At 68.4% G+C, this 25,922-nt stretch carries 22 protein-coding genes and 2 pseudogenes; 17 read left to right on the top strand and 7 right to left on the bottom strand.

Going from position 1 to position 25,922, the window contains the following annotated elements; translation table 11 throughout:
• Window positions 1–430 precede the first annotated feature (430 nt).
• Complete coding sequence (locus tag E1258_RS04600) at window positions 431–1,108, top strand: hypothetical protein (RefSeq protein ID WP_243715185.1); 678 nt, start codon at window positions 431–433, stop codon at window positions 1,106–1,108.
• Between the two features lie 559 nt (window positions 1,109–1,667).
• Here E1258_RS04600 and E1258_RS04605 read toward each other — a convergent pair.
• Window positions 1,668–2,516, bottom strand: a complete 849-nt coding sequence (locus E1258_RS04605; protein WP_132397126.1) for an SDR family NAD(P)-dependent oxidoreductase — start codon at window positions 2,514–2,516, stop codon at window positions 1,668–1,670.
• 156 nt (window positions 2,517–2,672) lie between these two features.
• Between E1258_RS04605 and E1258_RS04610 the strand changes: the two genes are divergently transcribed.
• The gene (locus E1258_RS04610) at window positions 2,673–3,545 is read left to right on the top strand and encodes a helix-turn-helix transcriptional regulator (RefSeq protein ID WP_132397128.1); all 873 of its coding nucleotides are present in this window, start codon (window positions 2,673–2,675) and stop codon (window positions 3,543–3,545) included.
• A gap of 909 nt (window positions 3,546–4,454) precedes the next feature.
• On the opposite strand, the gene E1258_RS04620 is transcribed toward E1258_RS04610, so the two are convergent.
• Complete coding sequence (locus E1258_RS04620) at window positions 4,455–7,115, bottom strand: RICIN domain-containing protein (protein WP_132397130.1); 2,661 nt, start codon at window positions 7,113–7,115, stop codon at window positions 4,455–4,457.
• Window positions 7,116–7,236: 121 nt separating this feature from the next.
• Window positions 7,237–7,491, bottom strand: a pseudogene (locus tag E1258_RS35675) (hypothetical protein); the annotation flags it as partial.
• 67 nt (window positions 7,492–7,558) lie between these two features.
• Here E1258_RS35675 and E1258_RS04630 point away from each other — a divergent pair.
• Entirely contained in the window at window positions 7,559–7,741 is a 183-nt protein-coding gene (locus tag E1258_RS04630) for a hypothetical protein (RefSeq protein WP_132397132.1), read from the top strand.
• Between the two features lie 306 nt (window positions 7,742–8,047).
• On the opposite strand, the gene E1258_RS04635 is transcribed toward E1258_RS04630, so the two are convergent.
• The gene (locus E1258_RS04635) at window positions 8,048–8,644 is read right to left on the bottom strand and encodes a hypothetical protein (protein ID WP_132397134.1); all 597 of its coding nucleotides are present in this window, start codon (window positions 8,642–8,644) and stop codon (window positions 8,048–8,050) included.
• A gap of 87 nt (window positions 8,645–8,731) precedes the next feature.
• Between E1258_RS04635 and E1258_RS04640 the strand changes: the two genes are divergently transcribed.
• The 4 genes and pseudogenes from E1258_RS04640 to E1258_RS33055 all read left to right on the top strand — a co-directional run bounded on the left by E1258_RS04640 (window position 8,732) and on the right by E1258_RS33055 (window position 12,298).
• On the top strand, window positions 8,732–9,766 hold the full coding sequence (locus E1258_RS04640) for an AraC family transcriptional regulator (RefSeq protein WP_132397136.1): 1,035 nt from the start codon (window positions 8,732–8,734) through the stop codon (window positions 9,764–9,766).
• Between the two features lie 229 nt (window positions 9,767–9,995).
• Entirely contained in the window at window positions 9,996–11,294 is a 1,299-nt protein-coding gene (locus tag E1258_RS04645; RefSeq protein WP_371688568.1) for an IS256 family transposase, read from the top strand.
• A 34-nt stretch (window positions 11,295–11,328) separates the two neighbouring features.
• Window positions 11,329–11,700, top strand: a pseudogene (locus E1258_RS04650) (LuxR C-terminal-related transcriptional regulator); the annotation flags it as partial.
• A 214-nt stretch (window positions 11,701–11,914) separates the two neighbouring features.
• The gene (locus tag E1258_RS33055; RefSeq protein WP_165949637.1) at window positions 11,915–12,298 is read left to right on the top strand and encodes a VOC family protein; all 384 of its coding nucleotides are present in this window, start codon (window positions 11,915–11,917) and stop codon (window positions 12,296–12,298) included.
• Window positions 12,299–12,529: 231 nt separating this feature from the next.
• On the opposite strand, the gene E1258_RS04660 is transcribed toward E1258_RS33055, so the two are convergent.
• The 3 genes from E1258_RS04660 to E1258_RS04670 all read right to left on the bottom strand — a co-directional run bounded on the left by E1258_RS04660 (window position 12,530) and on the right by E1258_RS04670 (window position 14,772).
• Window positions 12,530–13,273: an alpha/beta fold hydrolase gene (locus tag E1258_RS04660; protein WP_243715192.1), complete on the bottom strand. Its 744-nt coding sequence runs from the start codon at window positions 13,271–13,273 to the stop codon at window positions 12,530–12,532.
• A gap of 109 nt (window positions 13,274–13,382) precedes the next feature.
• Window positions 13,383–13,940, bottom strand: a complete 558-nt coding sequence (locus tag E1258_RS04665) for a DJ-1/PfpI family protein (RefSeq protein WP_132397142.1) — start codon at window positions 13,938–13,940, stop codon at window positions 13,383–13,385.
• A gap of 88 nt (window positions 13,941–14,028) precedes the next feature.
• The gene (locus E1258_RS04670) at window positions 14,029–14,772 is read right to left on the bottom strand and encodes a GntR family transcriptional regulator (RefSeq protein ID WP_132397144.1); all 744 of its coding nucleotides are present in this window, start codon (window positions 14,770–14,772) and stop codon (window positions 14,029–14,031) included.
• 438 nt (window positions 14,773–15,210) lie between these two features.
• On the opposite strand from E1258_RS04670, the gene E1258_RS04675 reads away from it, so the two are divergent.
• The 10 genes from E1258_RS04675 (at window position 15,211) to E1258_RS04715 (ending at window position 25,915) form a co-directional block, all read left to right on the top strand.
• Complete coding sequence (locus tag E1258_RS04675) at window positions 15,211–16,596, top strand: extracellular solute-binding protein (protein WP_243715186.1); 1,386 nt, start codon at window positions 15,211–15,213, stop codon at window positions 16,594–16,596.
• A complete protein-coding gene (locus tag E1258_RS04680) occupies window positions 16,593–17,543 on the top strand; it encodes a carbohydrate ABC transporter permease (RefSeq protein ID WP_132397148.1) in 951 nt (316 codons plus the stop codon). Before E1258_RS04675 ends, E1258_RS04680 begins: the two co-directional genes overlap by 4 nt.
• Complete coding sequence (locus tag E1258_RS04685) at window positions 17,543–18,454, top strand: carbohydrate ABC transporter permease (RefSeq protein WP_132397150.1); 912 nt, start codon at window positions 17,543–17,545, stop codon at window positions 18,452–18,454. Before E1258_RS04680 ends, E1258_RS04685 begins: the two co-directional genes overlap by 1 nt.
• Window positions 18,454–19,521, top strand: a complete 1,068-nt coding sequence (locus E1258_RS04690; RefSeq protein ID WP_132397152.1) for an ABC transporter ATP-binding protein — start codon at window positions 18,454–18,456, stop codon at window positions 19,519–19,521. Before E1258_RS04685 ends, E1258_RS04690 begins: the two co-directional genes overlap by 1 nt.
• Window positions 19,521–20,597 carry an ABC transporter ATP-binding protein gene (locus E1258_RS04695; RefSeq protein WP_132397154.1) on the top strand — a complete coding sequence of 359 codons (1,077 nt, stop codon included), beginning with the start codon at window positions 19,521–19,523 and terminating at the stop codon, window positions 20,595–20,597. The genes E1258_RS04690 and E1258_RS04695 overlap by 1 nt, the downstream gene beginning before the upstream one ends.
• Window positions 20,598–20,632: 35 nt before the next feature.
• Window positions 20,633–20,797, top strand: coding sequence for a hypothetical protein (locus E1258_RS33060; RefSeq protein ID WP_165949638.1), 165 nt, complete (start codon window positions 20,633–20,635; stop codon window positions 20,795–20,797).
• A gap of 75 nt (window positions 20,798–20,872) precedes the next feature.
• The gene (locus E1258_RS04700; RefSeq protein ID WP_132397156.1) at window positions 20,873–22,333 is read left to right on the top strand and encodes an NAD-dependent succinate-semialdehyde dehydrogenase; all 1,461 of its coding nucleotides are present in this window, start codon (window positions 20,873–20,875) and stop codon (window positions 22,331–22,333) included.
• Window positions 22,334–22,475: 142 nt separating this feature from the next.
• On the top strand, window positions 22,476–22,820 hold the full coding sequence (locus E1258_RS04705) for a hypothetical protein (protein WP_132397158.1): 345 nt from the start codon (window positions 22,476–22,478) through the stop codon (window positions 22,818–22,820).
• A gap of 1 nt (window position 22,821) precedes the next feature.
• Entirely contained in the window at window positions 22,822–24,075 is a 1,254-nt protein-coding gene (locus E1258_RS04710; RefSeq protein WP_132397160.1) for an iron-containing alcohol dehydrogenase, read from the top strand.
• Between the two features lie 346 nt (window positions 24,076–24,421).
• Entirely contained in the window at window positions 24,422–25,915 is a 1,494-nt protein-coding gene (locus E1258_RS04715) for an aldehyde dehydrogenase (protein WP_132397162.1), read from the top strand.
• The last annotated feature ends 7 nt before the right edge of the window (window positions 25,916–25,922 follow it).

A 25,922-nucleotide genomic window follows, 5' to 3' on the forward strand; every position in this document is an offset into this window, starting at 1 on the left:
CCGAGCCGCCCGCCACGACGTCCACATCGTCACAGCCGCTACCAGCAACAAGCCGAACAGCAACACCAAGAAAACGAAGACCTCGAATAGCCCGAGGCCACGACGCAAGGGTTAAAGATCAAGTTAGCGCTGAACGACAGGACCAGTCGAAAGAAAGCGGCCGGAGCCGTCGGCGAAGGCGAAAGCCGCGGCTGTGCTGCGCCCGACGCGGCGCGGAGGTTTCGAGGGCCGCGGGGATGGCCGTCGGTAGATGCATCGCGGACCCAGCCCGATTGCTTCGCCGCTGCATCGGTCGCAGCTCGCCGGGCATGCGGTAGCTTTTACCCTTCAAACACCGAATAGCGGATCGGGCAGGGCCGAGTTCTTGTGGTCCTCGCGGGATGGTTCGCGCGAGCGGTGACGAGGCCGTTGCCCTACATGGAGGCATGTCGTGAGTTCATACACCATCAGCATCGCCGCGGACGATCCCAGTCAGGCGACCACAACCGTGAGAGTCGAATTCAACGGCGCGACCGCGCGTATCACCGAACTGCTGGTGCGCGCCGGTGAGGGGGACGGGTTGGCCGCGGGCCAGATTCCCGCGGTCGATCTGGATCTGCTACTGAAGGCGGTCACGGCTGCCGTCGGCGGCAAGCAGGCGCTCACCGTCTCGCCTGCTGCTCCGGCCAGCGAGGCGCCCGCTGACGTATCCGTTGACGAGGAGCCCGCCGCCGACATCGACGCGGGCCGGCCTGTCGCCGCAACCACGTCCACCGCTGATCAACCGGCTACGACCACTCCGGTGCCGAGCGAGCCGACCGAGGTCGCTGTTCCCAAGCAGACGTCACGGGCGAAAGCACAGGCCGCCGGCACGACCCGGTCGCGTGGGCGGAAAGCCACAGGAGCCAAGGCCACCAACGCGGGGCGGAAAGCCACCAAACAGACCGCGAAGGGCGAGGCGTCCCCGGGAACAGGGCGGGTGTACCGGCGGTCACCGGATGACCTGGAGTCGGTGTACCAGCAGGCCGGGAGCCCGGCGGCGCTCGCCGATCACTACAACGTGCCCCGGCACACTGCCCAAGGATGGATCCGTACGCTGCGCCGCAGGCAAGCCACCTCCGCCGAGTAGCGACCACACTGCGGGTACGTCGGACGATTCATCCCGTTGTACGGGGCGCGATTCCGGGATGATTCCGATCTGCAGGCCGGAGAATGGTGACCGCGACGGCTCGCCGGCCTGGTGGATCTCGTGGAGGAGTGCTTCCAGGGCGGCGGAACCGGGTGAGGTCGACCTCGCGGTGGTCGCCTCGGCCGTATGCCCAGGTCACCTTCATGCGAGTGCCGTCGCCTCGTGCAGCGGGCCTACGCCGGACCGCAGGCCCAACATTGGGGTGTGAAGCCTGGCGAACGGCGCGCTCCAGCGGCGGCCGGGTCCGACCCCACGCCGGCCGGCCGCGCCCGTCCCTGAGCCGGTTCGTGCGCAATGGATGATCGGCGTTGACGTCGGTGCGCCGGTCTACCGAGGGCGGAGGTGCCCCGGTAGACCGGCGGTCGGCTTCAGGTCGTTGCGAGTGCCTCGGTCGGTGCGAGGCGTGATGCGCGGATGGCCGTCGCGGCAGATCCGACTACACGTCGGCTCGACACCAGGCGCCCGCGAAGCTCCGCGGCACCACGACGACGACGCCGGGTTACGCGTCCGGCGTGATGTCGGTGGAGAAGGCCACCTCACGGCCGTTCTCGACATCGGCGGTCAGCGCGTCGATGCGGGCCTTCGCCAGCCCGTACGAGTCGGAGCCGAGCAGCTGGTGCAACGGGGCCTTGCCGTTGGCGGCCACTTCGATGATCGCGGCGGCGGCCTTGACCGGGTCGCCGAGCTGGGTGCCGGGCATCGCCAGATGCGCCTCGGTCATCTTCCGGATCTCCTCGTAACCGGCGATCGTGGCCGACGGCAGGCCGAGAGAGGTGGTGCGCAGGAAGTCGGTGCGCGTGTAGCCGGGCTCGATGAGATTCACGTCGATGCCGATGCCGGAGACCTCGGCGGCCAGTGCCTCGGTGAGGCCTTCCAAGGCATACTTTCCGGCGCAGTAGAGACCCCAGCCCGGGAACGCGGTCAGGCCGAGGATCGATGAGATGTTGATGATGCGCCCGCCGCGCCGGGCCCGCATGGCCGGCAGCACCGCCCGTAGCACGTTCCAGACTCCGAAGATCTGTACGTCGAACATCTGCCGGGCCTCGTTGTCAGAGACCTCCTCGACCGCGCCGAGAAATCCGTACCCGGCGTTGTTGACCACCACGTCGATCTGACCGAAGCGCTGGGTGGACTTCTCAACGGCCGCCGCGACGGCCGCCTCGTCGGTGAGGTCGAGCTCGAGGATCAGCAGCCGGGACCGATCGGCTTCGCCGAGTGCCTCGTCGAGGCGCCGTGCAGTGCGGGTGGTGGCGGCCACGGTGGCGCCGCGGTGCAGCAGTTGGGTGACCAGCTCCAGTCCCAGGCCACGCGACGTGCCGGTGACAAACCAGGTGCTGGGGTACGACATGGGGCTTCTCCTCGTGGTGTTCGGATCTCGACGGGTTCCATCCTGGGAGCTGCAACGCCGGCGCCGACAGGTCCCATCTGGCCCAGCGCTACCTGGGAACGCCATGCCCCCTCACGCTCTTCTCGCAGGAAAACGGGCCGCGCCATAATTCCTGGCATGGCGGCGAACACGGACCTGAGCGACTTTCTGCGGACGTGCCGGGCGAACACGACCCCCGAGACGGCCGGGATCGTCGCACCGGACGCGGCGGCCGGGCGGCGGGTACGCGGGTTGCGTCGGGAAGAGGTGGCGCATCTCGCCGGAGTGAGCGTCGACTACTACACCCGTCTGGAGCAGGGCCGCCACAGCACCCCGTCGGACACGGTCGTTGACGCCCTGGCACGGGTGTTCCGGCTGGAGCCGGCCGCCCGCGCACACCTGGCCGACCTCGCGCGACCGGCCCGGCAACGCGCCAGGCAGACACCGCCGCAGCGCGTGCGCCCGGCCATGCAGCAGATGATCGCCTCGATGACCGAACACCCGGCGGTGATCCTGGGCCGGCGCACCGACGTGCTGGCCGCGAACCTGCTCGCCCGGGCCCTGCTCACCGACTGGACGCGGCTGCCGGCCCGCCACCGCAACTACACGCGGTGGATCTTCCTCGATCCCGACGCCCACGCCGCTTTCCTCGACTGGCCGTCCGTGGCCGCCGACGTCGTCGGCACGCTGCGCCTCTATGCCGGCCGCAACCCGGACGACACCAGGCTCAGCGAACTTGTCGGCGAACTCACGATCAAGAGCCCTGAGTTCCGTACGTGGTGGAACAGCCACAAGGTGCACGAGCGCACCCACGGCACCAAGCACATGATCCATCCCGCCGTCGGGCCGATCACCCTGCGGTACGAAGCCTTGACGCTGCCCGGCGACGAGGAGCAGACGCTCTTCCTCTACACCGCCGACCCGGGCAGCCCGTCACAGGAGAACCTGCGGCTGCTCGGCTTGACAGTCAGTGAGTACCAGATCCCGGCAAGCCGCCGGTCAGGTAATTGAGCACCTGGCGACGGCATGGTCCGACGGAACGCTGGCCAGGAAGGCGTACGCCGTCGAGGAGTACGGTCATGCCAGAACGCGTAGGCGATCGCGGCGCATACATGGGTGCGGGCAGTGGCGTCGGTGATGAGGTCCGGCGTCGGGTGCGGTCTCCCAGACGTGGTCGGGCTCGTCGACGTCCGGTTGGTCGACGGCGGGCACGGGTTGCGCGATGGGCAGCACGTTGACGTCGGTGAGCACGTACGGGCCGAGCCGCGACAACAGGATGGGTCCTGCCTGGCGTAGGCCTGGATGCGGACGGCGTGGGGGTCTTCGGGGTCGTCGCGTGGGCCCCGTCGGTGTACGGGTTCCAGTGCACAGCCGGGTACGCCAAAGTACACGGGCCGGGATGCCTGCCGCTTCGGCTCCGTGGGCGACTGCGGACGCAGTGGCCTCCCTACGCTGCTCACGCTGGGTTACCAGTAGAGTCGGGTCGGTGCCCGGATCGCGGCAGATCAGGATGCCCAACTCCGCGCTGCCTTTGTCGTTCCCCCTTGGAGGAGGGCACAGGGTGCGGGCGGGTTTGGCCAGCACTTAGGAGACCGGGAGGTCGACCCGTCGTCCGGTTCCGTCCGGAGCCTTGTCATCGGTGCAGGTCGCCGGTGAGGTCGAGGCTTCGGCCCCGCAGATAGCTCACCATGCGGTCCGGCGCAGCTCCATCAGAAGCATGACGTTCTCGACCACGGTCAGCGTCGGCAGCGGTTGAAAGAACGGCAACACAACGCCGACGGTCCTGGCCACGCCAGGCTGCCACCCGGTCCTCGGTGAGATCGCCGGTTCTCGTCCCCGCGACTTCGACGCTGCCCGAGGTCCCTCAGCTGTGGCGGGGCCGCAGGCTCTTGTGCTTGCGGCCCCGCTCGGGCGTCAAGGTCAGGACGGGTCGCCGTACTGGAGGCCGCGTCCGTTGGTGCCGACATAGACGCGGCCGTAGGTGTCGGGGTCGCCGGCGATGACGCCGACGCCGCCGATGCTGCCCCACTGGTGGGCATCGTCGTTGACGCGGAGCCAGGTGGCGCCCTTGTCGGTGGAGCGGAAGACACCGGTGACGTTCCTGACGGTACCGATCAGGTACAGGGACTGGTAGGCACCGCCCAGCGCGGCCTTGCCGAAGCCGAGGGCGGAGGCGGACTGCACCGTTCCGAGCGCGGTGAAGGTGCGGCCGCCGTCGGTGGAGTGCAGCAGCCCCTTGGCACCGTCGGCGATCCACAGGTCCCCGGCGATGCCGGAGACGGCCGTGAGCCGGCCGGCGGGCAGGTTGGTGGCGCGGGCGGCGAAGGTCGCGCCACCGTCGGTGCTGGCGTAGAGCGTGCCGCCGGCCAGCGAGTAGAAGGTCTTGGCCGAGGATCGGTCGGCGACGACCACGGCTCCGGCGCCCAGGCCCCGGACCTTCGACCAGCTCGCCCCCTTGTTGGTCGAGCGGTACGGGATTTGACCGGCTTGGGTCCAGACGATGGCGGAGCCGTCCGCCGCGAGCGCGACATGGCCGCTGTCGGCGCCAGCCACCGGCTCCGCCGCGAAGCCCTTCCAGCTGCGACCGCCGTCGGTGGAATAGGCACCGTCCTGCGCGCCGCCACGGCCGACGCGGACCATCACCGTGGGGCTGGACTGGGCGAAATCGATGTCCGTGCTGTTGCCCATCACCGGGTTCTGCAGCCGCCCGGCGGGCACCTCGGTCAGGGAGTCGTGGCGGAAACCGCCTTGGTCGCCCATGGCGGTGACGACGGTGGCGCCGCCGGGTGGGGCGATCGCGTCCAGCAGCGCGGTCTCCTCCAGCCCTCGGGCTCCCACGGTCCAGTGGCTGGTGCCGCCGATGTCGGAGGCGTTGGCGTCCTTGCTGCGCCAGATGCCGTTGCCGGTGCCGTACAGCACGTGCCCGGAGTCGAAGGGGTCGATGGCCAGTGCGGTCATCCAGTGCCCGGTGCCGGTACCGACGTAAGGAGCGGCGGAGGCGTCCCGCACCGACTTGTCGGCCAGTGCCTTCCACGTGGTGCCGCCGTCGGTGGTCCGGTAGATCTCGTCCTCCGGCCACCAGCGGTCGAGGGTGGTGACCATCACCGTGGACGGCTTCTGCGGGTCGACGGCCAGCCCGGAGAACCCGTAGCTGCCCTTGGACGGGGAGACGTTCTTCCACCTTCCGTCGGCCGGCGTGTACTTCCACACCGAACCCGCCGTCACACCGTTAGGTCCGAGGGCGTTGGTGTACGTCAGGTACAGCGAGCCGTCACCGGAGAGCACCCCGTGCTGCGGCAGCTGGCCGGTGGGCTGCCCGGCGACGGCATGCCAGGTGCTGCCGCCGTCGGTGGAGCGGTACAGGGAGGTGGACTTGTCGCCGACCCCGACATAGACCGTCCTGCTTCCGGCCGGGCCGTACGTCACGAAGGAGATGCCCCCGCCGCTGCTCGCCCCGTCCTTGACGGGGAACGAGAAGACCTGCCGCCATGTCACGCCGTAGTCCGTGCTGCGCCACAGGCCGTTCTTGCGGGTGCCCAGCAGCAGGGTGCCGTTGTCCGCAGGGTCGACCACCAGCCGCTCGCCCGCCCCGCGGCCGTCCTCGTTGGCGCCCAGCTTGAAGGGCAGATCGGTGCGCTGGAAGGTGCGGCCCCGGTCGGTGGAGCGCAGGATCGCGCCGTTGCCCGCCCAGCTGTTGGTGTAGGTGCCCGCCGCGAGGTAGAGCCGGGCGGGGTCGACGGGGTCGGTGGCCAGTGAATCGATGCCCAGCAGGTTCCAGTCCTTCTCGCCGACCCAGTCGGTCAGCGGGATCCACTGCTCGGCCGCGAGATCCCAGCGGTAGGCGCCGCCCATGTCGGTGCGCGCGTACAGCAGGCCCTTCGCACGCGGGTTGAAAACCAGCCCGGTGACGTAACCGCCGCCCACCACCTGGACGTTCTTCCACACATACGGTCCGGCCCCGGCCGTGGTCTGCGCCCCGCCGGGCCCGGCCGCCTGGGTCTCGGCCGTTTTCACCAGCTTCCACTGCTGGTTGGTGCTGCCCTTGCCAGGGTACTGGATGACTGCCGCGCCGTCGGCCGTGGAGCCTCCGAAGACGTCCAGGACCTGGCCGCTCCTGCGGGAGGTGAAGGTGACGGCGTCGGAACCGTTCACATCCTCGATCCGCCACTCCTGCGAGGTGGAGGAGCTGTCGGTCTGCTGCTCAGCGGCAGCTGCCCGGGCGGTCGAATCGCCCGCTATGCCCAGCACTTTGCCGCTGTTGCGGTTCACCAGCTCGTAGTAGCCGTCCCCGGTGGGTCTCAGCCTCCACTGCTGGTTGGCGGTGTTCTGGTCGGTCCACTGCTGGATGCGGGTGCCGTCAGCGGTGGAGAAGGCGTTGACGTCCAGCGCCTTGCCGCTGCGCACGGAAATCAGCCGGTAGTAGGCATTGCCGTCGACCGTCGCGGCCTGCGAGTCCTGCCCGAACAGGACGTACGGCACGAGGACGGCGGGTACGCCGAGCAGCAGGCCGGTGGCGGTCCAGAAACGGCGGTGACTCCGGCGGTGACGCCAGCGACGCCCGCCGTTCGTGGGGCTCTTCATAAAAGGTGTTCTCCTTGCATGCCGTCCACCAGAGGAAGTCAGATCCAGCTACCGGAGTAGCCGGGTCTGACTTCTTGTGGTCGCAGGCGCCGCAAAGGTTGCCTTGAGCCGGGAACTCTTTTCAAATCACCTCGTGGTGCGGTAGGCGTTGATCAGCGGCCGGATGACGCTGGTGCCCTTGGTGTCCACCCGCCCCCCGGCAGGTGGCCCAGAGAATCAGCGACAACTGCTGACCTGCGCGAACACGCGCCCGTGGAGGTCGTACGGGCGGTTCAGCGCCACGCTGGTGTTGTGCCACGAACGGGCGCACAGGACGTACCGGTAGCCCGTCGGGGTCAGCGATGGTGACTCCCCAGCGGTCCCAGTACGGGCCGCCGGCAACGCGGGTGCCGCCAGCGGCGAGGAGCCTTTCGACGAAGGCGTGCGTCGACGGGGCTGTCGAGGTGGAACACCAGGAGGTCGTCGGTGGTAGGAGAAGGTGTGGTGGTCAGTTGCGAGCCGCCGACGAGTTCGAGGTGCCCGGCGGCACCGGGGATGCCGACCATGACGAGGTCGTGTTCGCCGGGCGCGGCGGCGGTCGCGCGGTTGACCCGGGTATCTCCTTGGTGCGGCGTTTGACCGCGTGACGCACCAATCTCGACAAAGCAGAACGTCTGCGCCAGCGAGGCCCTGCTACTGACGGTGATGGGCGCACGGGCTGGGTTGCGCACCCTATCTGCGGCATGGGCGCGCGCGTAAACTCCTCCCGTCCTCGCCCAAGGCGCGGTGGCTCCGGATGACCGCGCCCGCGCCGTCAGGAGAGGATGGCAGCCCGTTCGAGCCGGGCCGAGTCCGGAGGACGCCTCGCCGATGGCGGGGCGTCCCCAAGCCTTTCCGAGCGGACAGCGGCATGAGCCGATGTCAGTCTGGTGCTGGCCGCGTGACGGGTGCGTTCAGCCGGACTTGGTCAGCCGTAGCCCTCGCCTGGAAAACTTCGTCGCTGTCCGCCGCGCGGTGGCCAGCAGCAGCCCGGCGAGTCCCACCCAACCGGCGATGAACAGGACGGTCTTGGCCAGGGTGGCGAGTGAGTTGGCGAGGCTGAGAACGGTCAGCGGCTGCGGCTGCCCGGCGATGAGGACCAGTGCGGTGAGGTTCTCGACGGCGTCGGCGATCGGGGCGGCCACGAACGCGGCCGTCGTGCGCTGACCGAGCCGGTCGAGCCAGCCGCCGAGCGGCTGAGCACGCCAGACGAGCACACTGAGCGCGGTGAAGAAGATCAGCGTGCCGATGATGATGGTGATGTCGACGACCTGGGCCCAGCCGAACAGGTCGAGCGTGCCCTTCACCGCCAGCTGGTCCAGCGCGGCATGCTTGCTCGCCAGGTCGAAGGTGACCGGGACACCACCCCAGCCTGCACCCGGGTAGCCGACCCGGCTGAACAGCGCCTCGGTGAACGACCCGCCGACCATCATGACCAGGAAGCCGGCGACGCACCAGGCGCCTACGAAGACGGTGCGGGGGACGGTCCGCAGGGTGACAAGTGGTTTCATGAGCCGTGACGCTACGACTGCGGCCACCGCACTACCATCGCCTCACGTTGCAGATACCTGGCGTCCGGTGACACGGGAGGGTGGCAGGTGGAAAGGACGGCCGAGGCGGGTGCGTCGATCTGCGTCGCGGTGGTGGCGAACACCGCCCGTTCGCTGGTCGCGGTCGGCGCCGATCCGGCCGCCGTCCAGCAGGTGCTCGGGTTCGCGGTCGACCAATACATCGATCCGGACGCGCACGTCCCGCTCGCCGCGCTGGCTCGGCTCGAACGCGCGGCGCCGGACCTGACCGGCGACCCCGCGGTGGCGCTGCGGCTGGCCGGCCGATGCGCCGCCGACGGCAACGTCGGCGCGATCGGGCAGCTAGCGGCGCACAGCCCGTCGCTGCGCGAGGCGCTGTGCCTGGCGGTCCGTCACGCCAACGTGCTCGGTACGGGTTTGCGGTTGGCGCTGCGGACCGCGACCGACCGGGCTGAGCTGAGCTACCACCGCACCGAGGCGGCATCGCGCACGATGCAGGGCGCCGAACTGGCGCTCGGCGAGATCGCCACGACGCTCCGGTTTCTGGCCGACGGCGCAGACATCGACCTGCGCGCCGACTTCCGGCATGAGCGGCCCGGTCATGCCGCCGCCTACGCGGCGGTCTTCGGCGATTGGGTGTGCTTCGGTCAAAAAGAAGACCGGATCACGTTCGTCGCCGAACTCCTCGACCGGCCGCCGCCCCGGGCGCAGAGCTACCTGTTCGCTGTGCTGCGCGAGCACGCCGTGACGCTCGCCGAACGCGTCGCGGCCACCGACGCCGACAGCCGACAGGTGCGCGAGCACATCGTCACCCGCCTGCCGCTCGGCCCACCCACCGCCGAGGCCACCAGCCGGGCGCTCGGGATCAGCCGGCAGACCCTCTACCGCCGGCTGCGGACCGAAGGCACTACGTTTGAGCAGCTGCTCGACACCACGCGGCACCGGCTAGCACTGGAGCACCTCGGCAACTCCCGGTACACCCTGCACGAGATCGCCACCCTGCTCGGGTTCGCCGAGTACAGCTCCTTTCACCGCGCCGTGCGACGCTGGACCGGGCACAGCCCGCAGACGTACCGGCGCGGCATCGGCATGCGATCAGGCTAGCCCGGCGCGCTGCAGGTACGGAAGCACGATCTCGGTCAGTGATGCTGACATCAGCGGGTGCGGTCCTGTTCTGGGTCATGGTCTTCGCAAACTCATGATCACCAGCAGGTCGCAGAGCAATGCTCGAAACCTGTGGATGAGCGTCGGGAGGCGTACCCTCCCGGCGACGCTCCATGTCCAAGGAATCGAGTAGAGCCCGCGCGCCAACGCGGGCCGGGAAGGTACGCCCGTGCTTACCGTAGTCAACCCGGAAGAGCCCACGCCAGCGGCCGTGTCCGAGCAGGCCAAGACGGGCGGGTCGCTGATCGACGAGATCGTGCGTGACGGTGCCCGCCGGATGCTCGCCGCTGCGCTGGAGGCCGAGGTCGCCGCCTACATCGCCGCGCACGCGGCCGAGCTGGACGAGCAGGGACGCCGCCTCGTCGTGCGTAACGGTCACGCCTTGCCGCGGCAGGTGCTCACTTCGGCCGGTGCGGTCGAGGTCGTCGCGCCACGAGTCAACGACAAGCGCGTCGACGAGGCCGGTGAGCGGCGCAGGTTCGCCTCGGTGATCCTGCCGGCCTGGTGCCGCAAGTCCCCGCAGATCAACGAAGTACTGCCGCTGCTCTACCTGCACGGGCTCTCGTCGTCCGATTTCGTGCCCGCGTTGCAGCAGTTCCTCGGCACCAGTACGGGCCTGTCCGCACCGGTGATCACCCGGCTCACCGTGCAGTGGCAGGACGAGGCCCGCGCCTTCAACGGACGGGACCTGTCCGGCGCCGACTACGTCTACCTGTGGGCCGACGGCGTGCACCTCAACGTGCGCCTGGACGAGGCGAAACTGTGCCTGCTGGTCATGGTCGGCGTGCGCGTCGACGGCCGCAAGGAACTCGTCGCCCTCGCCGAGGGCTACCGCGAGTCCACCGAGTCCTGGGCCGACCTGCTACGCGACTGCAAACGCCGCGGCATGCGCGCCCCGGTCCTGGCCGTCGGTGACGGGGCACTCGGCTTCTGGAACGCGCTGCGTGAGGTGTTCCCCACCAGCCGGGAGCAGCGCTGCTGGTTCCACAAGATCGCCAACGTCCTCGGCGCGCTCCCGAAGTCCGCGCATCCCGGGGCGAAGAAGGCCCTCGCCGAAATCTGGAACGCCGAGGACCGCGACCACGCCCGCCGCGCCGTCGCCGCGTTCAAGCTGGCCTACGGCGCCAAGTTCGGCAAAGCCGTCGCCAAGGTCGTCGACGACCTCGACGAGCTCCTCGCGTTCTACGACTTCCCGGCCGAGCACTGGGTGCACCTACGCACCACCAACCCGATCGAGTCGACCTTCGCCACCGTCCGGCACCGCACCAAGGTCACCAAAGGCCCCGGCTCCAAGGCCGCCGGCCTCGCGATGGCGTTCAAGCTGATCGAAGCCGCCCAGCAACGGTGGCGGGCGGTCAACGCACCGCACCTGGTCGCCCTGGTCCGCGCCGGCGCCCGCTTCGAACGCAGCCGCCTCGTCGAACGGGTCACGGCCGGACCCGTCACCTCCGACGCCGCAGCCGCCTGATCAAGATTCCTCATCCACAAGTCTTGACTATTGCTCCGGCGCCAGCGGCTTCCTAGTCAAGGACATGGCCCTGGAGGACATCCTCGGCGCGATCCGCATCGTCGCCGCCGGCGACGCGCTCATCGCCCCAAGCATCACCCGACGCCTGATCGAACAGATCGTCAACCACCGCCCAGAGCCCACCCCACCACTCCGACCGGCCGACGGCGTCACCGAGCGGGAACGCTAGGTGCTCACCCTGGTCGGCCGGGGCCGATCCAACCACGAGATCGCCGCCGACCTGCACATCAGCCCGGCCACCGCCAAGGCCCACGTGGCACGGCTATTCACCAAACTGGACGCCCGCGACCGCGTCCACCTCGTCATCATCGCCCACGAGATGGGCCTCGTGACGCCCCGCCGCTGACCTCTCGCCGGCGCCACCAACATCGCCGCCGGGCCAAGCCATCGGAAAGGTTGCGGGTTGCACGATCTGGTTGGGGGATGCGACGATCACGTGGTCAGCCTTTGGCGAGAGGAGGTGCGGTAGAGATGCTCACACATGAGACGTCCGCGCCTCACCGCCAGCACCGCTGACCTGCTGTGACGCTGGGGCGCATTTATCCACTTTGGAGAGTGCGATGGTCGCAAGCATTCACAACGTCACCTTCGATACGACCGGTGATCCGTACGAGCTGGCACAGTTCTGGTCGATGGCGGTTGGCCGCCCGATGCGCGTCGAGGACGAGCCTGGCGACCCCGAGGCGTCGCTGGTCGCCGAGGGGCAGCCAACGATGCTGTTCATCCGAGTGCCTGAGGGCAAGGTGGTGAAGAACCGCGTACACCTCGATCTGCAACCTCAGGATCGCACCCGAGATGAAGAGGTCGACCGGCTGATCGGGATCGGCGCGAAGCTCTTCGAGGACCACCGCCGGCCGGACGGCACCGGCTGGGTCACGCTCGCGGACCCGGAAGGCAATGAGTTCTGCGTGGAACGCAGCGTCGCCGAACGAGCCGCCGCGTAGCACCATACGGGGGCGGTCCGCGCCGGACCGCCCCCGTACCTGGGAAGTTGCCGCACCTGCCCCCCTTGCGGAGACCTCCGACCGGTACCGCCGCGAGCAGACGGCGCTCCTCGGACAGGCATCACGACTGTGCCGGGGCCCTGGGTCTCGGGGAGGGCGTCAGCTTCTGCGCAAATCACGTCTGCTTCATGCTGATCTGCTTGAGCACGGGCTGCGGACCTGCCGCAGCAATTAGTGACCTCGGTCCCGGCGGAGGAAGCACGACAACAGTTGCCTGAACTCGTGCGGGTGCTCGATCGCCGGCACGTGCCCGCATCGGCCGAGCACGTGCAGACGGACATCGGTCAGGTGTTCGAGCAGGGGCTGGGCTGCCGTCTCGAGCGGGGTGACTCGGTCCTGGGCACCGTGAACGAGTAGCACGGGCGCGCGGACCGCTGCCAGCGTTTGCGCCGAGAGGGTGAGCTCGTCGACCCATCGTGCCCTGGGTGGAGGGAACAATGACGCGAATGCGGCCGCCCCCGCTCGCATCGCAGCTGCACGGGCATCGACGGCCGAATCGGTCACGAGCGCTTGGTCGAGGACGAGGCGACTCAGCATGTCTCGTGCCCCGAGCGGGCCGGCGGGGGCGGCCCAGATCGCGTCGAGCTCGGCGGACAGCGGTGCCCCGGGGGCGCCCATCGTCGAGACCGCCACGACACGGGTGACCTGATGGGGGCGCGCGGCCGCCAACGCCAGCGCCACGGCACCGCCCATGGAGTGACCCACCACGGCGTAGCGGTCGGTACCGAGAGCATCCATCAGGCCCGCGGCCTGCTCCGTCCACAGCCGGAGCCCACCCCTGGAGCCCGCCGGGATAGGTGTACGGCCGAACCCCGCCTGGTCAGGAGCCACCAGGTGCCAGGACGTGCCCAGCGCCTGCGCCGTCGTTGCCCAGGCGCCGGACCCGGTCGTGCCGGGTCCGGAGCCGTGCAGCATCAGCACCGCAGGTCCGGTGCCACTTTCCAGGACGTGGACGGGGGAGCCGTCGACGGTGACAGTCCGAAGTCCCGTCACCGGGGCAGGCCAGGTGTGCTCATGCCGATGACTAACCGACGGACTTCGAAAAGAGCTCCATCATCGCCCTACCGAATTGCGGCATGTCGGGCCACCCCCGGCAGGAGACGAGGTTGCCGTCCACGACGTCGGGAGCGTCGATGACCGTCGCGCCCGCGTTCTCCATGTCACCGGTGATGGGGGGGAAGCACGCCGTCTTTCGACCCTTCAGTAACCCGTACACCGCTGGTACCTGCGCGCCGTGGCACACCAGCGCGATGGGGAGGTTGCGCGCGAAGAAGTGCTCGGTGATGCGCCTGACGTCGGCGTCGACCCGGATCCACTCGGGGGCACGTCCCCCCGGGATGATGAGGGCGTCATAGCGCTCGACGTCGACCTCGGCCCAGGGCACGTCGACCGGCAGCTTCCGGCCGTTCTTCTCCACGTAGGCGTCGGAGTTGGGGTCGAACTCGTGGATGACCAGTTGCACGTCACGCCGCGTCCGTGACGAGACGTCAACGTCCCAGCCGCCCTCCTGCACGCGGTAGTAGGGGTACATGGTGTCGAGTTCCTCGGCGGCGTCGCCGGTCAGGAGCAGCGCTCTGGGCACCTGCTTCTCCTCGCATCTGGTGGCGGTGAGGTGGACGCGATCCAATCCGATCCGATTGAGCTAGCATTCCTCTGCCCCCGCCCACCCGTCAAGCCTCTACCGCCATCGGGTCCACGTCCTTGATCTCGTCGAACAATCGCCGGAAACGCTCGCCGGACCGCAGGATGTGCCGACGCATCGCGTAGGCGGCGGCGTCGGGGTCACGCGCGGCGATCGCGGCCACAACTTCCTCGTGCTCGGCCATGGCCAGATGAGTGACCTGGGTGTCGTGGTGCAGCCGGAAGAGGTGTACGTGACTGTGCAGGCGAGCGAGCCCTTCACGGATGACCTGGTTCTCCGCGCTCAGGGCGACGAGATCGTGAAAAGCGGCGTCGCGTAGCCCGAAGGCGCCATAGGCCATGGGCCCGTTGCCCCCCTCCAGTTCCGCCATCTCCTCCAGCATTCGCCGCAGACCGGCCACCTGCTCCATGGATGCGCGTTCGGCGGATCTGCGCGCCGCTGCCGGCTCGAGGAGCAGGCGGACCTCGAGCATGTCTTCGAATCGGTGACGGGTGATTTGGGGAGGAATGCGGTAGCCAGCATGGGGCACACGCACAACCAGGCCCTCGGCCTCCATGCGGTTCAGAGCGTCTCGGATCGGCGTCTGCGAGACCCCCAGTTCTCGCGCCAGGACGTCGATCGTGACGCGGGAGCCAGGCTCGATCCGTAGCGACATCAGCTGTCCGAGCAGCGTGTCGTACACCTCGTCGGCAAGCCGGCCACCAGATCTTCCCGGCGGCATTCCGCCCGTCACGACCCTACGGCCCCGCGCGATCCTCGCTTCGTCGTCCATCGTGACGTGAGGTCCTTTCCTGCGTCTACGGGAACCTGTTGACATCAGTCACAACGCTGCGACATGCTGACGCCCCCACTGGATCGTATAGGAAAAGTGACGGACGCCCGTCATCCTGCACCGTCGCGGAACCGCCCGCCATCGCTCCACTCGATCACCTGGAGCTCCCGTGAGCATGCTCGACGTCCTACTCGGTTCGTCACCGGGCCCCCGATGGACCGAAGTACCTCTCGACGGCACGAAGACCCGGCACATCGCGGCGTACTCGTGACGCCGGTCCGCGGGTCGGCCCCCGCGCCAGCCCGGCAACACGCCTGAACAACCCAGCACCTGCTCGGCGAGGCACATAGCGAGGCTCTAGAAGTTCCCACCCAGAAAGCAGGCAAGAAGATGCGGTATTCACAGCGCATGGGACGAATGTCCGTTTGTGGTCGAAAGGTGCTGCTGGCAGCGGCGGCCATGCTGCTGGTGGCCACGACCGTGGCGGCTTGCGGCGATGGCCAGGGCGACGGCGCGAAGGCGAGCGCCCCCAAGGCACCGGCGACCATCCCGGAGCTCACCAAGGACCCGCTGACCCTCAGTTTCATCTGGTTCGACTGGCCCCCCGCCCACGCACTGGAAGCCTTCGCGAACGCGGAGTACAAGAAGGAGCGGCCAAACGCGACCATCAAAGTCAACACCGTGCCGAACGCGAACTGGCACGACGCGATGTTCACCCAGTTCGCCGCGCGCAAGACCGACTTCGACATCGCGATCCTGGACTCGCAACACATCGGCGAGGCCGTGACGAACGGCAACATCCTCGACATCACCGACTTCGTCAAGAACAACATCGACGTCAAGGCCTACAACCCGTACCTCCTGGCGGCCTACGGCCAGTTCCCCCAGGCGGAGACCGGAAAGCGCGACGAGAACGCCAGCCTGTACGGACTGCCGCTGCTCGGCGACACCTGGACGATGATCTACCGCAAGGACCTGATCGGCGACAAGCCACCGCAGACCTGGGACGAGATGATCTCAGTCGCCGAGAGGTGCCAGGCGGACAACCCTGGCGTCAGCGGGCTGGCTTTCCACCAGGCCAACGGCTCCGACGCCGCGGCCGTAACCTACAACACGGTCAACGGCGTCTACGGCGGCAACCTCTGGGACTCCAAGACGCGCAAGATCGAGGGCGTCCTCAACGACGCTGCGGGCCAGGAGGCGATGGACGTCCTGGTCAACAAGATGAAGCCGCTGACCGCCAAGGGCTCCGGCAACTGGTTCATCGACGAGGTGAACGCGGCGGTCGCCCAGGGCAAGGCATGCATCGCGTTCAACTGGATCGCGGCGAGCGGCGGCCTGCTTGATCCGAAGCAGTCGACGCTCGGCACCACGCGGGAGCAGATTCTCGACAAGCTGGGTTTTGCCACCCTGCCGAGCCAGAAGACGAACCTGGTCCCTCTCGGCGGTATGGGGATGCACGTGTCGGCCTACTCCCCCACGGCGAACCAGGCGGAGGCCCTCAACTTCATGAAGTGGTTCGAGCAGGCTGACATCCAGAAGAAGTGGGCCGCGGCTGGCGGTGTGCCATCGCGTACGGACGCCCTGGAGTCGCCAGAGTTCCTCAATGCCGGGCCGTTCAACCAGGTGTACACCGACTCGGTTCCGCGCATGCGGGACATGTGGAACGTGCCCGAGTACGCGCGCCTCGTCGACATTGAGAACACCAACGTGAACGCGGCACTCAATGGCGCGAAGAAGCCGAAGGATGCGCTCGACGACATCGCCAAGGAGCAGCAGGGCGTGCTCGACTCGAGCAGCCGCAAGGGTGGCGGCGGACTGTGAGTGATCCCGCACCCCTGACGACCGACCACCCCGGGCAGGTGGCGTCTGCGACGCCACCTGCACCGGGTCGGTCCCGCGGACTGAGCGACCGCGGGCTCGCCGTTGCCTTCATCTCCCCCGCGCTGCTGCTGTTGCTCGCAATGTCGGTGTTCCCGCTGCTGTGGGCGTTGTACCTGTCTTTCACCGACTACTCGGCCACCCGCGGGGGGCCCGCCAATTTCATCTGGTTCGGGAACTACACGGCCATCCTGACTTCGGCGCAGGTCCACCAGAGGGCCTTGACGACGTTGATCTACGTGGTCGGCGCGGTCGGCCTGCAGACCGTGCTCGGTTTCGCCATCGCCTACCTGATCTCACGGCGCACGCACGGGCGAGGACTGCTGACCACTCTGTTCCTGGTTCCGATGATGCTGTCGCCGGTCGTGGTCGGGCTGTTCTGGCGATTCATGCTCGACGCGCAATTCGGCGTGATCAACAGCATGCTCGGCTCGCTCGGCCTGGGGCAGGTGGAGTGGCTCACCCGGCAGCGAACGGCGTTGATTTCCCTGATCGTGGTCGACACCTGGCAATGGACGCCGTTCATCATGCTCATCGCACTTGCGGGCCTTACCGCGGTTCCCAAGTACTTGTACGAGGCCGCCTCGATCGACCGGGCGTCCGAGTGGTTCCGGTTCCGCACCATCACTCTACCGCTGGTGTGGCCGCTACTCCTCATTGCCGTGTTGTTCAGGGCCATCGAGGCCTTCCGGCTGTTCGATCTCGTCTACATCCTCACCAGCGGAGGTCCGGGGGTCTCCACCGAGACGTTGTCGTTCCACGTCTACAAGGTCGCGTTCCTGGGCTTCAACACCGGAACCGCCTCGGCGTACGGGATCCTCATGGTCCTCGTCGTCATCGTCCTCACGCAGTTCTACCTGCGCTACTTGAACAAACTCAAGGAGGGCTGATGGCCGTCTCCGTCGACGAGGCCGTGTCCACAGGTCCTGCCCGGGATCACACGCCCTCCGCGCGCCGCGTTGGCGGCCGGGGCCGCTCGGTGCTGGAGGTCGCGCTGCTGACCGTGCTGGCCGTCGTGATGCTCTTTCCGGTGCTGTGGATGATCGAGACGTCCATCAAGGAGAACCGGGACGTCTACGCCGTTCCGGCCGAGTTCTTCGGCTTCAAAGTCACTATGGACCATTTCAAGGACGTGTTCGTCGCCTCCGGCGGGGGTCGCTCGGCCTTGTCTGTCTCGTTCCTCAACTCCGTCGTGGTCGCCGGGGCCTCCACGGTGCTGGCCACCGTGCTGGGGGTCCCGGCGGCCTGGGCCTACTCACGCTTCGCCGTCAAGGCCAAGAAGGACCAACTGTTCTTCATCCTGTCCACCCGCTTCATGCCGCCTGTGGTGGTCGTGATCCCGATCTTCCTCATGTACCGCCAAGTCGGACTCATCGACACCGAGCTCGGTTTGATCCTCATCTACGCCGCGTTCAACCTCCCGTTCACGATCTGGATGATGAAGGGGTTCGTCGACGAGGTGCCCGCGGAGTACGAGGATGCCGCCATGCTCGACGGCTACACCCGCTTGCAGGCGTTCTGGCGTTTTACCCTTCCCCTGCTCGTGCCCGGCATTGCCGCCACGGCGGTCTTCGCACTCATCTTCTCGTGGAACGAGTTCGTGTTCGCCATCTTCCTTACCTCCAGCGACAACGTGCGGACGGCCCCACCCGCCATCGCCGGCCTCATCGGTGGCACCACTGTGGACTGGGGTCTCGTGGCCGCCGCCTCCGTGGTGTTCGCCCTACCGGTGCTCGTCTTCGCCTACCTGGTGCGCAAGCACCTCGTCGCCGGCGTGACGCTCGGGGCGGTGCGACGCTGATGGCGGGCATCGAGGTGACCGCCCTGCACAAGCGCTACCCGGACGGGACCGTCGCAGTTGATCACGTAAACCTGTCCATCGGCGACGGCGAGCTGTTCGTGATGCTCGGCCCTTCGGGTTGCGGCAAGACGACCACGCTGCGGGCCATAGCCGGCCTGGAGAGGCAGACGACGGGCGACATCCGCATCGGCGACACGCTGGTCAACGACCTGCCGCCCGCCGAGCGCGACATCGCCATGGTGTTCCAGTTCTACGCTCTCTACCCGCACCTGAGAACCCGCGACAACCTGGCGTTCCCACTGCGCGCCGAGGGACTGCCCAAGGCGGAGGTGCGCGAGCGGGTCGACGAGGCCGCCCGGCTGATGCGGCTTGGTCCGCTCCTGGACCGGCGACCGCGCCAGTTGTCCGGCGGAGAGCAGCAGCGCGTCGCGCTTGCTCGCGCCCTGGTGCGACGACCGCGCGCATTCCTCATGGACGAACCTCTCACCAATCTGGACGCGGAGCTGAGGGCGGACATGCGCACGGAGATCAAGCACCTGCAGGGCGATCTGGGGACGACAATGGTTTACGTCACCCACGACCAGGTCGAGGCGATGTCGCTCGGTCACCGAATCGCCATCCTCAACAAGGGCCGCGTCGAGCAGATCGGCACGCCGCTGGAAGTCTACGACCGTCCGGCGAGTCTTTTCTGCGCCGCGTTCATCGGTTCCCCGCCGATAAACCTGATCGAGGTGGAGGTGGCCGACGGGAAGCTGCGCAGTCAGGGCGGACTGGTCCTCACGCCACCGCCAGGCCTGCCGCGCGACCGTTGCCTGGTCGCAGGCGTCCGGCCGGAGGCGCTGGAAGTCACCGAACCAGGGGCGGAACGTTCGGTCCCGGCCCGCGTGGTCTCTGCGGAGTGGCTGGGCGACGAAATCATCTACGTGGTCGACCACGGCGGCCAGCGCGACGTACGGGTTCGGATGCCACCGACTGGCCGGTTCGCCGCTGACGCATTGGTCGGGCTGCGGCACACCGGCGGAACCCCGGCGGTCTACGACATGAGCACGGAAGAGCTGGTGGCCTGATGGGAACCGTGGCAGTGCACGGGCTGTGCAAGTCCTTCGGCAAAGTACAGGCCCTGGACGGGGTGACGCTGGACGTGCCGGACGGCTCGTTCTTCGTCGTGCTCGGGCCCTCCGGGGCAGGCAAGACGACGACCCTGCGAGCGATCGCCGGCCTTGAGAAACTTGACGCCGGGTCGGTGCATCTGGACGGCAGGGACGCGACCGGTGACGCCCCGGCCGCACGCGACCTGGCCATGGTCTTCCAGAGCTACGCCCTCTACCCGCGACACACGGTGTACGAGAACATCGCTTCGCCGCTGCGGGCACGCCGCTGTTCTTCGAGCGAGATCGCCGCTGCCGTCGAGCAGATGTCGAGCCTGCTGCACATCGAACGTCTGCTGCGGCGTCGTCCCGCGCAGTTGTCGGGCGGTGAGATGCAGCGTGTCGCCCTGGCCCGGGCGCTGGTCCGTCGCCCGCGCGCGTTTCTCATGGACGAGCCGCTGACGAACCTCGACCTCAAGCTCCGCGTCGAGATGCGCACCGAGCTCACCCGCATCCACCGGAGCCTCGGAGCAACCTTCGTCTACGTGACCAACGACCAGGTCGAGGCCCTGTCCATGGCCGACCAGGTCGCGGTCCTCAAGGAGGGGAAGGTGCAACAGGTCGGAACGCCGACCGAGGTGTACGAGCGTCCGGCCAACCAGTGGGTCGCAGGATTCGTCGGGAGTCCGCCGATCAGCCTGCTCGCCTGCCATGCCGAGGGAGATCGTCTGGTCGGCACGGAAGGCTGGACGTTACCGCGGCCCCGCTGGACCACGGCTGAGGACGGTCGTCCGCTGCTGCTGGGCCTGCGCGCGGAGGACCTGTCCGTCGAGCAGCGTGGGAACGCGTCGTTGTCGGGGGAGCTCTACGGGCTTGAGCCGCTCGGTGACCGAACGGTGGTCGACGTCCGAGTGGGGACGGAGATCCTCAGGGTCAAGGCACGACCCACCGTCACCGGCACGCCGGGCGAACGGCTGCTTGTCACGGTCGACCTGGACCGTGCGCACCTGTTCGATGCGGGCACCGGGGTGTCGCTGTCCGGGGCCGGGCGGTAGCCGCGCCGGGCGGCGACGGCAACATGCGCCCGCACGTGGCAATCGAGCCTCGACGGACCGTCACCAGTGCGCACGGCCCGACGACGCTGGAACGGCCGTGGCCCGAGAAGGCGATCGGTAGCGCGTGGCCCCGCCCTGCAGCCAAGGCCAAGGCCACATCCGACCCGCTCGCCGACCTCGCCCCCGACGAGGGCGTGTGACCCGTTCGTCTACGCGCGCAGCGCGATCGCTGAGGCACTCCGGACATCACCAAGAACATCACAGGAGCTGACGCAATGAGTGACCCGATGAACGTCCTGGCCCCCGAGCACCGGCGGCTCCGCATCGGCGACGCCTGGCGCGACGCCGCAAGCGGAGCCACCTTCGCCGTCGAGGACCCGGCCACCGGCAAGACCATCGCCGAGGTGGCGGACGCCGACGTCGTTGACGGGCTCGTCGCTCTGGACGTGGCGAGCAAGGCAATGGCGGAGTGGGCGGCGACCCCGCCGCGGAAACGGTCGGAGTTGTTGACCGCGACATACCGGGCACTGACCGAGCGATCCGAGGAGCTCGCCCGGCTGATAACGCTCGAGATGGGCAAGCCGCTCGCCGAGGCTCGGGCAGAGGTGGCCTACGGCGCGGAGTTCTTCCGTTGGTTCGCCGAGGAGGCGGTGCGCGTCGAGGGGCGCTACAGCACCGCTCCCGCAGGTGGATATCGCATCCTCACCGTGCCGAAGCCGGTCGGACCGTGCGTCTTCGTGACGCCCTGGAACTTTCCGTTGGCCATGGGTGCCCGCAAGATCGCTCCTGCGCTGGCGGCGGGCTGCACGACGATCACCAAGCCAGCGGCCCAGACGCCGCTCACCATGCTGTTCCTGGCCCGCATCATGGAGGAGGTCGGCGTTCCCCCGGGCGTCGTCAACGTGGTGACCACCAAGCGTGCCGGCGAGGTGGTATCAGCACTGCTAGCCGACAGTCGGACCCGCAAGCTCTCGTTCACCGGGTCGACCGAGGTCGGGCGCGTGCTGCTACGACAGGCTGCGGACAACGTGCTGCGCACCTCCATGGAACTGGGCGGCAACGCGGCCTTGATCGTGTGTGCCGACGCTGATCTGGACGTCGCGCTCGACGGCGCCATGGTGGCCAAGATGCGCAACATCGGGGAGTCCTGCATCGCGGCCAACCGGATCTACGTCGAGGAGCCGGTGCGCGAGGAATTCACGGCGCGCTTCGCCGAGCGGATGGGCGCGCTTTCGGTGGGCCATGGTCTCGACGACGGCGTGGACGTCGGGGCGTTGATCGACGAGGCTTCGGTCGCCAAGATCGACGAGCTCGTCGCCGACGCTGTCGATCGCGGCGCCCGCATTTTGGTGGGCGGCGAGCGTCCGGATGGGCCGGGCCACTTCTACCCGCCCACGGTCCTCGTCGACGTGCCCGAAGATGCGCGGATGCTCAGGGCGGAGATCTTCGGCCCGGTGGCGCCGATCATCTCGTTCACGTCCGACGACGAGGTGATGGCGAAGGCCAACGACACCGAGCACGGCCTGGTCGGATACATATTCACCCGTGACCTCCAGCGAGCGCTCCGGTTCATCGAGGGGCTGGATACGGGGATGCTCGGCATCAACCGTGGTCTGATATCGGACCCGTCCGCTCCGTTCGGAGGCGTGAAGCAGTCCGGGATCGGCAGGGAGGGGTCGCACGAGGGCATCCTTGAGTACCTCGACCTCACCTACGCGGCGATCGACCTACCGTGACCGGCCTGCTGCTCCGGACGCCCGCCGAGGATCACCGCGCCCTGTGCAAACATGACTTCACCGGCCTCCACCGCGGGGACGGGATGCGGGCCATGGCCGGCACGAACCCGTTGGCACCCGGGACGACGGCGATTCCGCCGGTGTGTGCACCACCGCCGCGGCCGCGGCGGTGGTTGGGGCGATCAGCCCCTTCGGCGGTCCCAACGGCTGCGCCCTCGGGCTCATGATCGAGGCGCTGGTCGCGACCCCGACTCGTACCGCCCTCGGCGACGATGTCCGCGGGATCCTCGACCCGACCCACCCGTCCACCAAGGGTGACGTCTTCATCGCGATGGCGCCGAGGGCGCCCGGGCACGATCGAGTCCGGGCGCCCGGCGCACGCGCCTGCGCCACCCGGGCGGCCAACCTTGCCGACGCCGTCCCGGTCTCGCAGGTGACCTGGACGTCCGCCCAGCAAATCGCCGCCGACGTTCCAGAGAGGCACTGACATGCTTGAGACCGTCCGCGGACCACGCCAGCTGATAGTGGGCGAAGGGGTCGCGCAGAATATCCCACGAGTGGTGGCCGAGTGTGGCTCGCGAGTCCTCATCGTGACCGACCAGGTTCTTCTGGGGCAGCCGGGCGTGGCCGAGATCGTGGCCGCCGTGCGGGAGAAGGTCGAGGTCGTCGAGGTGTTTTCCGACGCGACTCCAGACGTGCCACTCGCCGATGTCGCCTTGGCCGTCTCGGTCGCCGCCGAGGTGGACGCGGACGTGATCCTCGCCATCGGGGGTGGCACGGTGATCGACCTCGCCAAAATCGTCGGCGTCATACGGCGCCACGGTGGGACGCCGCGCGACTTCTACGGCGAGTCGAAGGTGCCGGGGCCGACGATTCCTCTCGTCGCGGTCCCGACGACGTCAGGCACCGGCTCCGAGCTCACACCCGTCTCGGTGTTGACCGATCCGGACCGCGAGCTGAAGGTGGGGGTTTCCAGCGTCCACATCGTGCCCGACTTCGCCATCGTCGACCCCGAACTCACCTACACCTGCCCTGCGACCGTCACCGCCCACTCCGGCATCGACGCGTTTTGTCACGCCGTGGAGAGCTACACCGCGCGACCCCGGGCCCACGGACCGCGCGACCCGGTGGAGCAGGTCTTCCTCGGCCGCAACCCGATCACCGACCATTACGCGCTCCGGGCTGCGGAGCGGATCGCCCGTAGCTTGCGTCGTGCTGTCAGGGACGGAGGCGACACGGACGCGCGCGCGGACATGTCCTATGGATCCATGCTCGCCGGGCTCGCATTTTCCCACGCGGGCAACGCGGCCCCGCACGCTCTCCAGTACCCCATCGGCGCAGCCACGCACACGCCGCACGGCCTGGGCGTCGGGCTGCTACTGCCCTACGCGCTGGACGCGGCCAGGGATGCCATCGTCGACCGGTTGGCCATCCTCGCCGGGGTGTGCGGGCTCGGCGTGACCGACGCCTCGGATGCCGAGGCCGCAGATACGTTCCTCACCTGGCTCGACGGGCTCCTTTCCGATATCGGCATCCCTCCCACCTTGGCGGACATCGGCGTGGCACGCGCCGACCTCCCGCGCTTCGCGGAGATGGCCAGTGGCGTCACCCGCTTGATCCAGAACCATCCAGGCCCGACCGACACCGCCAGCCTGACCGCGATCCTCGAAGCGGCCTGGACCGGGGACCGGACCCGACACGGCCTGACTCCGCGCAGAGATCGTGACCGGCCTTCCACCTGACGACGGGTTCCCTGCCCCACCCTGGGGTGGGAATGCTCGGCTACGCCATCGCGCCCGACGTCGCAGCCCTCCTCGGGTCACTCACCCCGACCAGGCGGTAATTCTGATCCGCCCGACGGCCACCAGCAGCCGCGCAGAGCGCTCCATCGGGCGGTGGCGGCTCCTGACGGGGAGGGTTCCGTTCGAAAACCACGCCCACTGCCGCCTCCAGAAGTAGTCTGCTCAAGGTGGTGCAACTTGGCTATTCCGATCAGCGTGCGGACGTCGACGCCATGGCTGCGCTGGCGGGTCGAGCCGCGCCGTGGCGACAGGTCGTGTCGCGCGACTGGAGGGAGACAGCATCGCCATGCCCGACGCCATCCGTACCGTCGATCTGTTGATCGGCGGTAGGTGGACACCCGCCCAATCAGGGCGAAGGACCACTAAAGTTCGTAATGTCGATAACGAGCCGCTGTCGGAGGTTGCCGCCGCCAGCCGTGCCGATGCGGCGGCCGCCGTTGATGCGGCGGCCGCCGCGAAGGCTACTTGGGGAACCTGGTCGCCGGGGCAACGGCGCGAGGTACTGCAGCGCGCCGCGGGTCTGCTGACCGAACGCGGCGACGAGATCGTCGGGGCGATGTGCCAGGAGACCGGCGCGGTGCTCAGCTGGTGCCACTTCAACCTGAAGCTCGCCACCGACATGCTCATCGAGGCGGCCGCGCAGACGTACGGCATTGTCGGCGAGGTCATCCCGTCTGACGTGCCCGGCATGACCGCGCTCGGCGTCCGCCAGCCGGTAGGAGTGGTCGTCGGTCTAGCCCCGTGGAACGCGCCGCTGATCCTCGGCATGCGAGCCGTCGCGCTTCCGCTGGCATACGGCAACACGGTGGTGCTCAAGGCGAGCGAGGAGGCCCCGGCGACCCACGTGGCGATCGCCGCCGCCCTGCATGACGCCGGCATGCCACCCGGCGCGATCAACGTGGTCACGAACGCGCCGGCCGACGCGGCGGACATAGTCGACGAGTTGATCTGCCATCCGCAGACCCGCTGCATCAACTTCACCGGTTCGACCTCGATCGGGCGCATCGTCGGCGAAAAGGCCGGTCGGCATCTGAAGCGTGCCGTCCTCGAACTCGGCGGCAAGGCGCCGATGCTGGTGCTGGCCGACGCGGACATCCCGGCGGCGGTACGCGCCGCCGTCGCCGGCTCCTTCATGAACCAGGGTCAGATCTGCATGTCGACCGAGCGGATCGTGGTGGAGCGCACGGTCGCCGACGAGTTTCTCGACCAGTTGGTGGTTCACGCCGGCAGGCTGACCATGGGCGATCCGCATGAGCCGTCGACCGAGCTCGGCCCACTGGTCAACCAGCGATCCGTCGACCACGTCGCGTCGCTCGTCGCCGACGCCCAGACCAAAGGCGCCAAAGTGCTCATCGGGGGCCGAGCCGACGGCCTGTTCTACCCACCGACCGTACTGCGTGGAGTGACTCCGAAGATGCGGGTCTACAGCGAAGAGTCGTTCGGGCCGGTCGCTGCGGTGATCGAGGTGGATGGCGTCGACGAGGCTGTCCGAGTCGCCAACGACACCGAGTCTGGCCTGGCCAGCGCGGTGTTCAGCCGCGACGTCGCCAACGCCTTGCAGGTGGCCCGCCGCATCGAAGCCGGAATCTGCCACATCAACGGAACCTCTGTCCACGACGAGCCGCAGATGCCATTCGGCGGCGTCAAGGCCAGCGGCTGGGGCCGGTTCGGTTCCCGGGCGGCGCTCGCCGAGTTCACCGACCTACGGTGGATCACCATCTCGCCGTTGGACCGGCAGTACCCGCTAGGGCCTCGCGTCCCGTCCCTGTCCGGGATCTGAGAGGCGG

It is taken from the genome of Micromonospora sp. KC207 (assembly GCF_004348615.1).
GTDB lineage: Bacteria > Actinomycetota > Actinomycetes > Mycobacteriales > Micromonosporaceae > Micromonospora.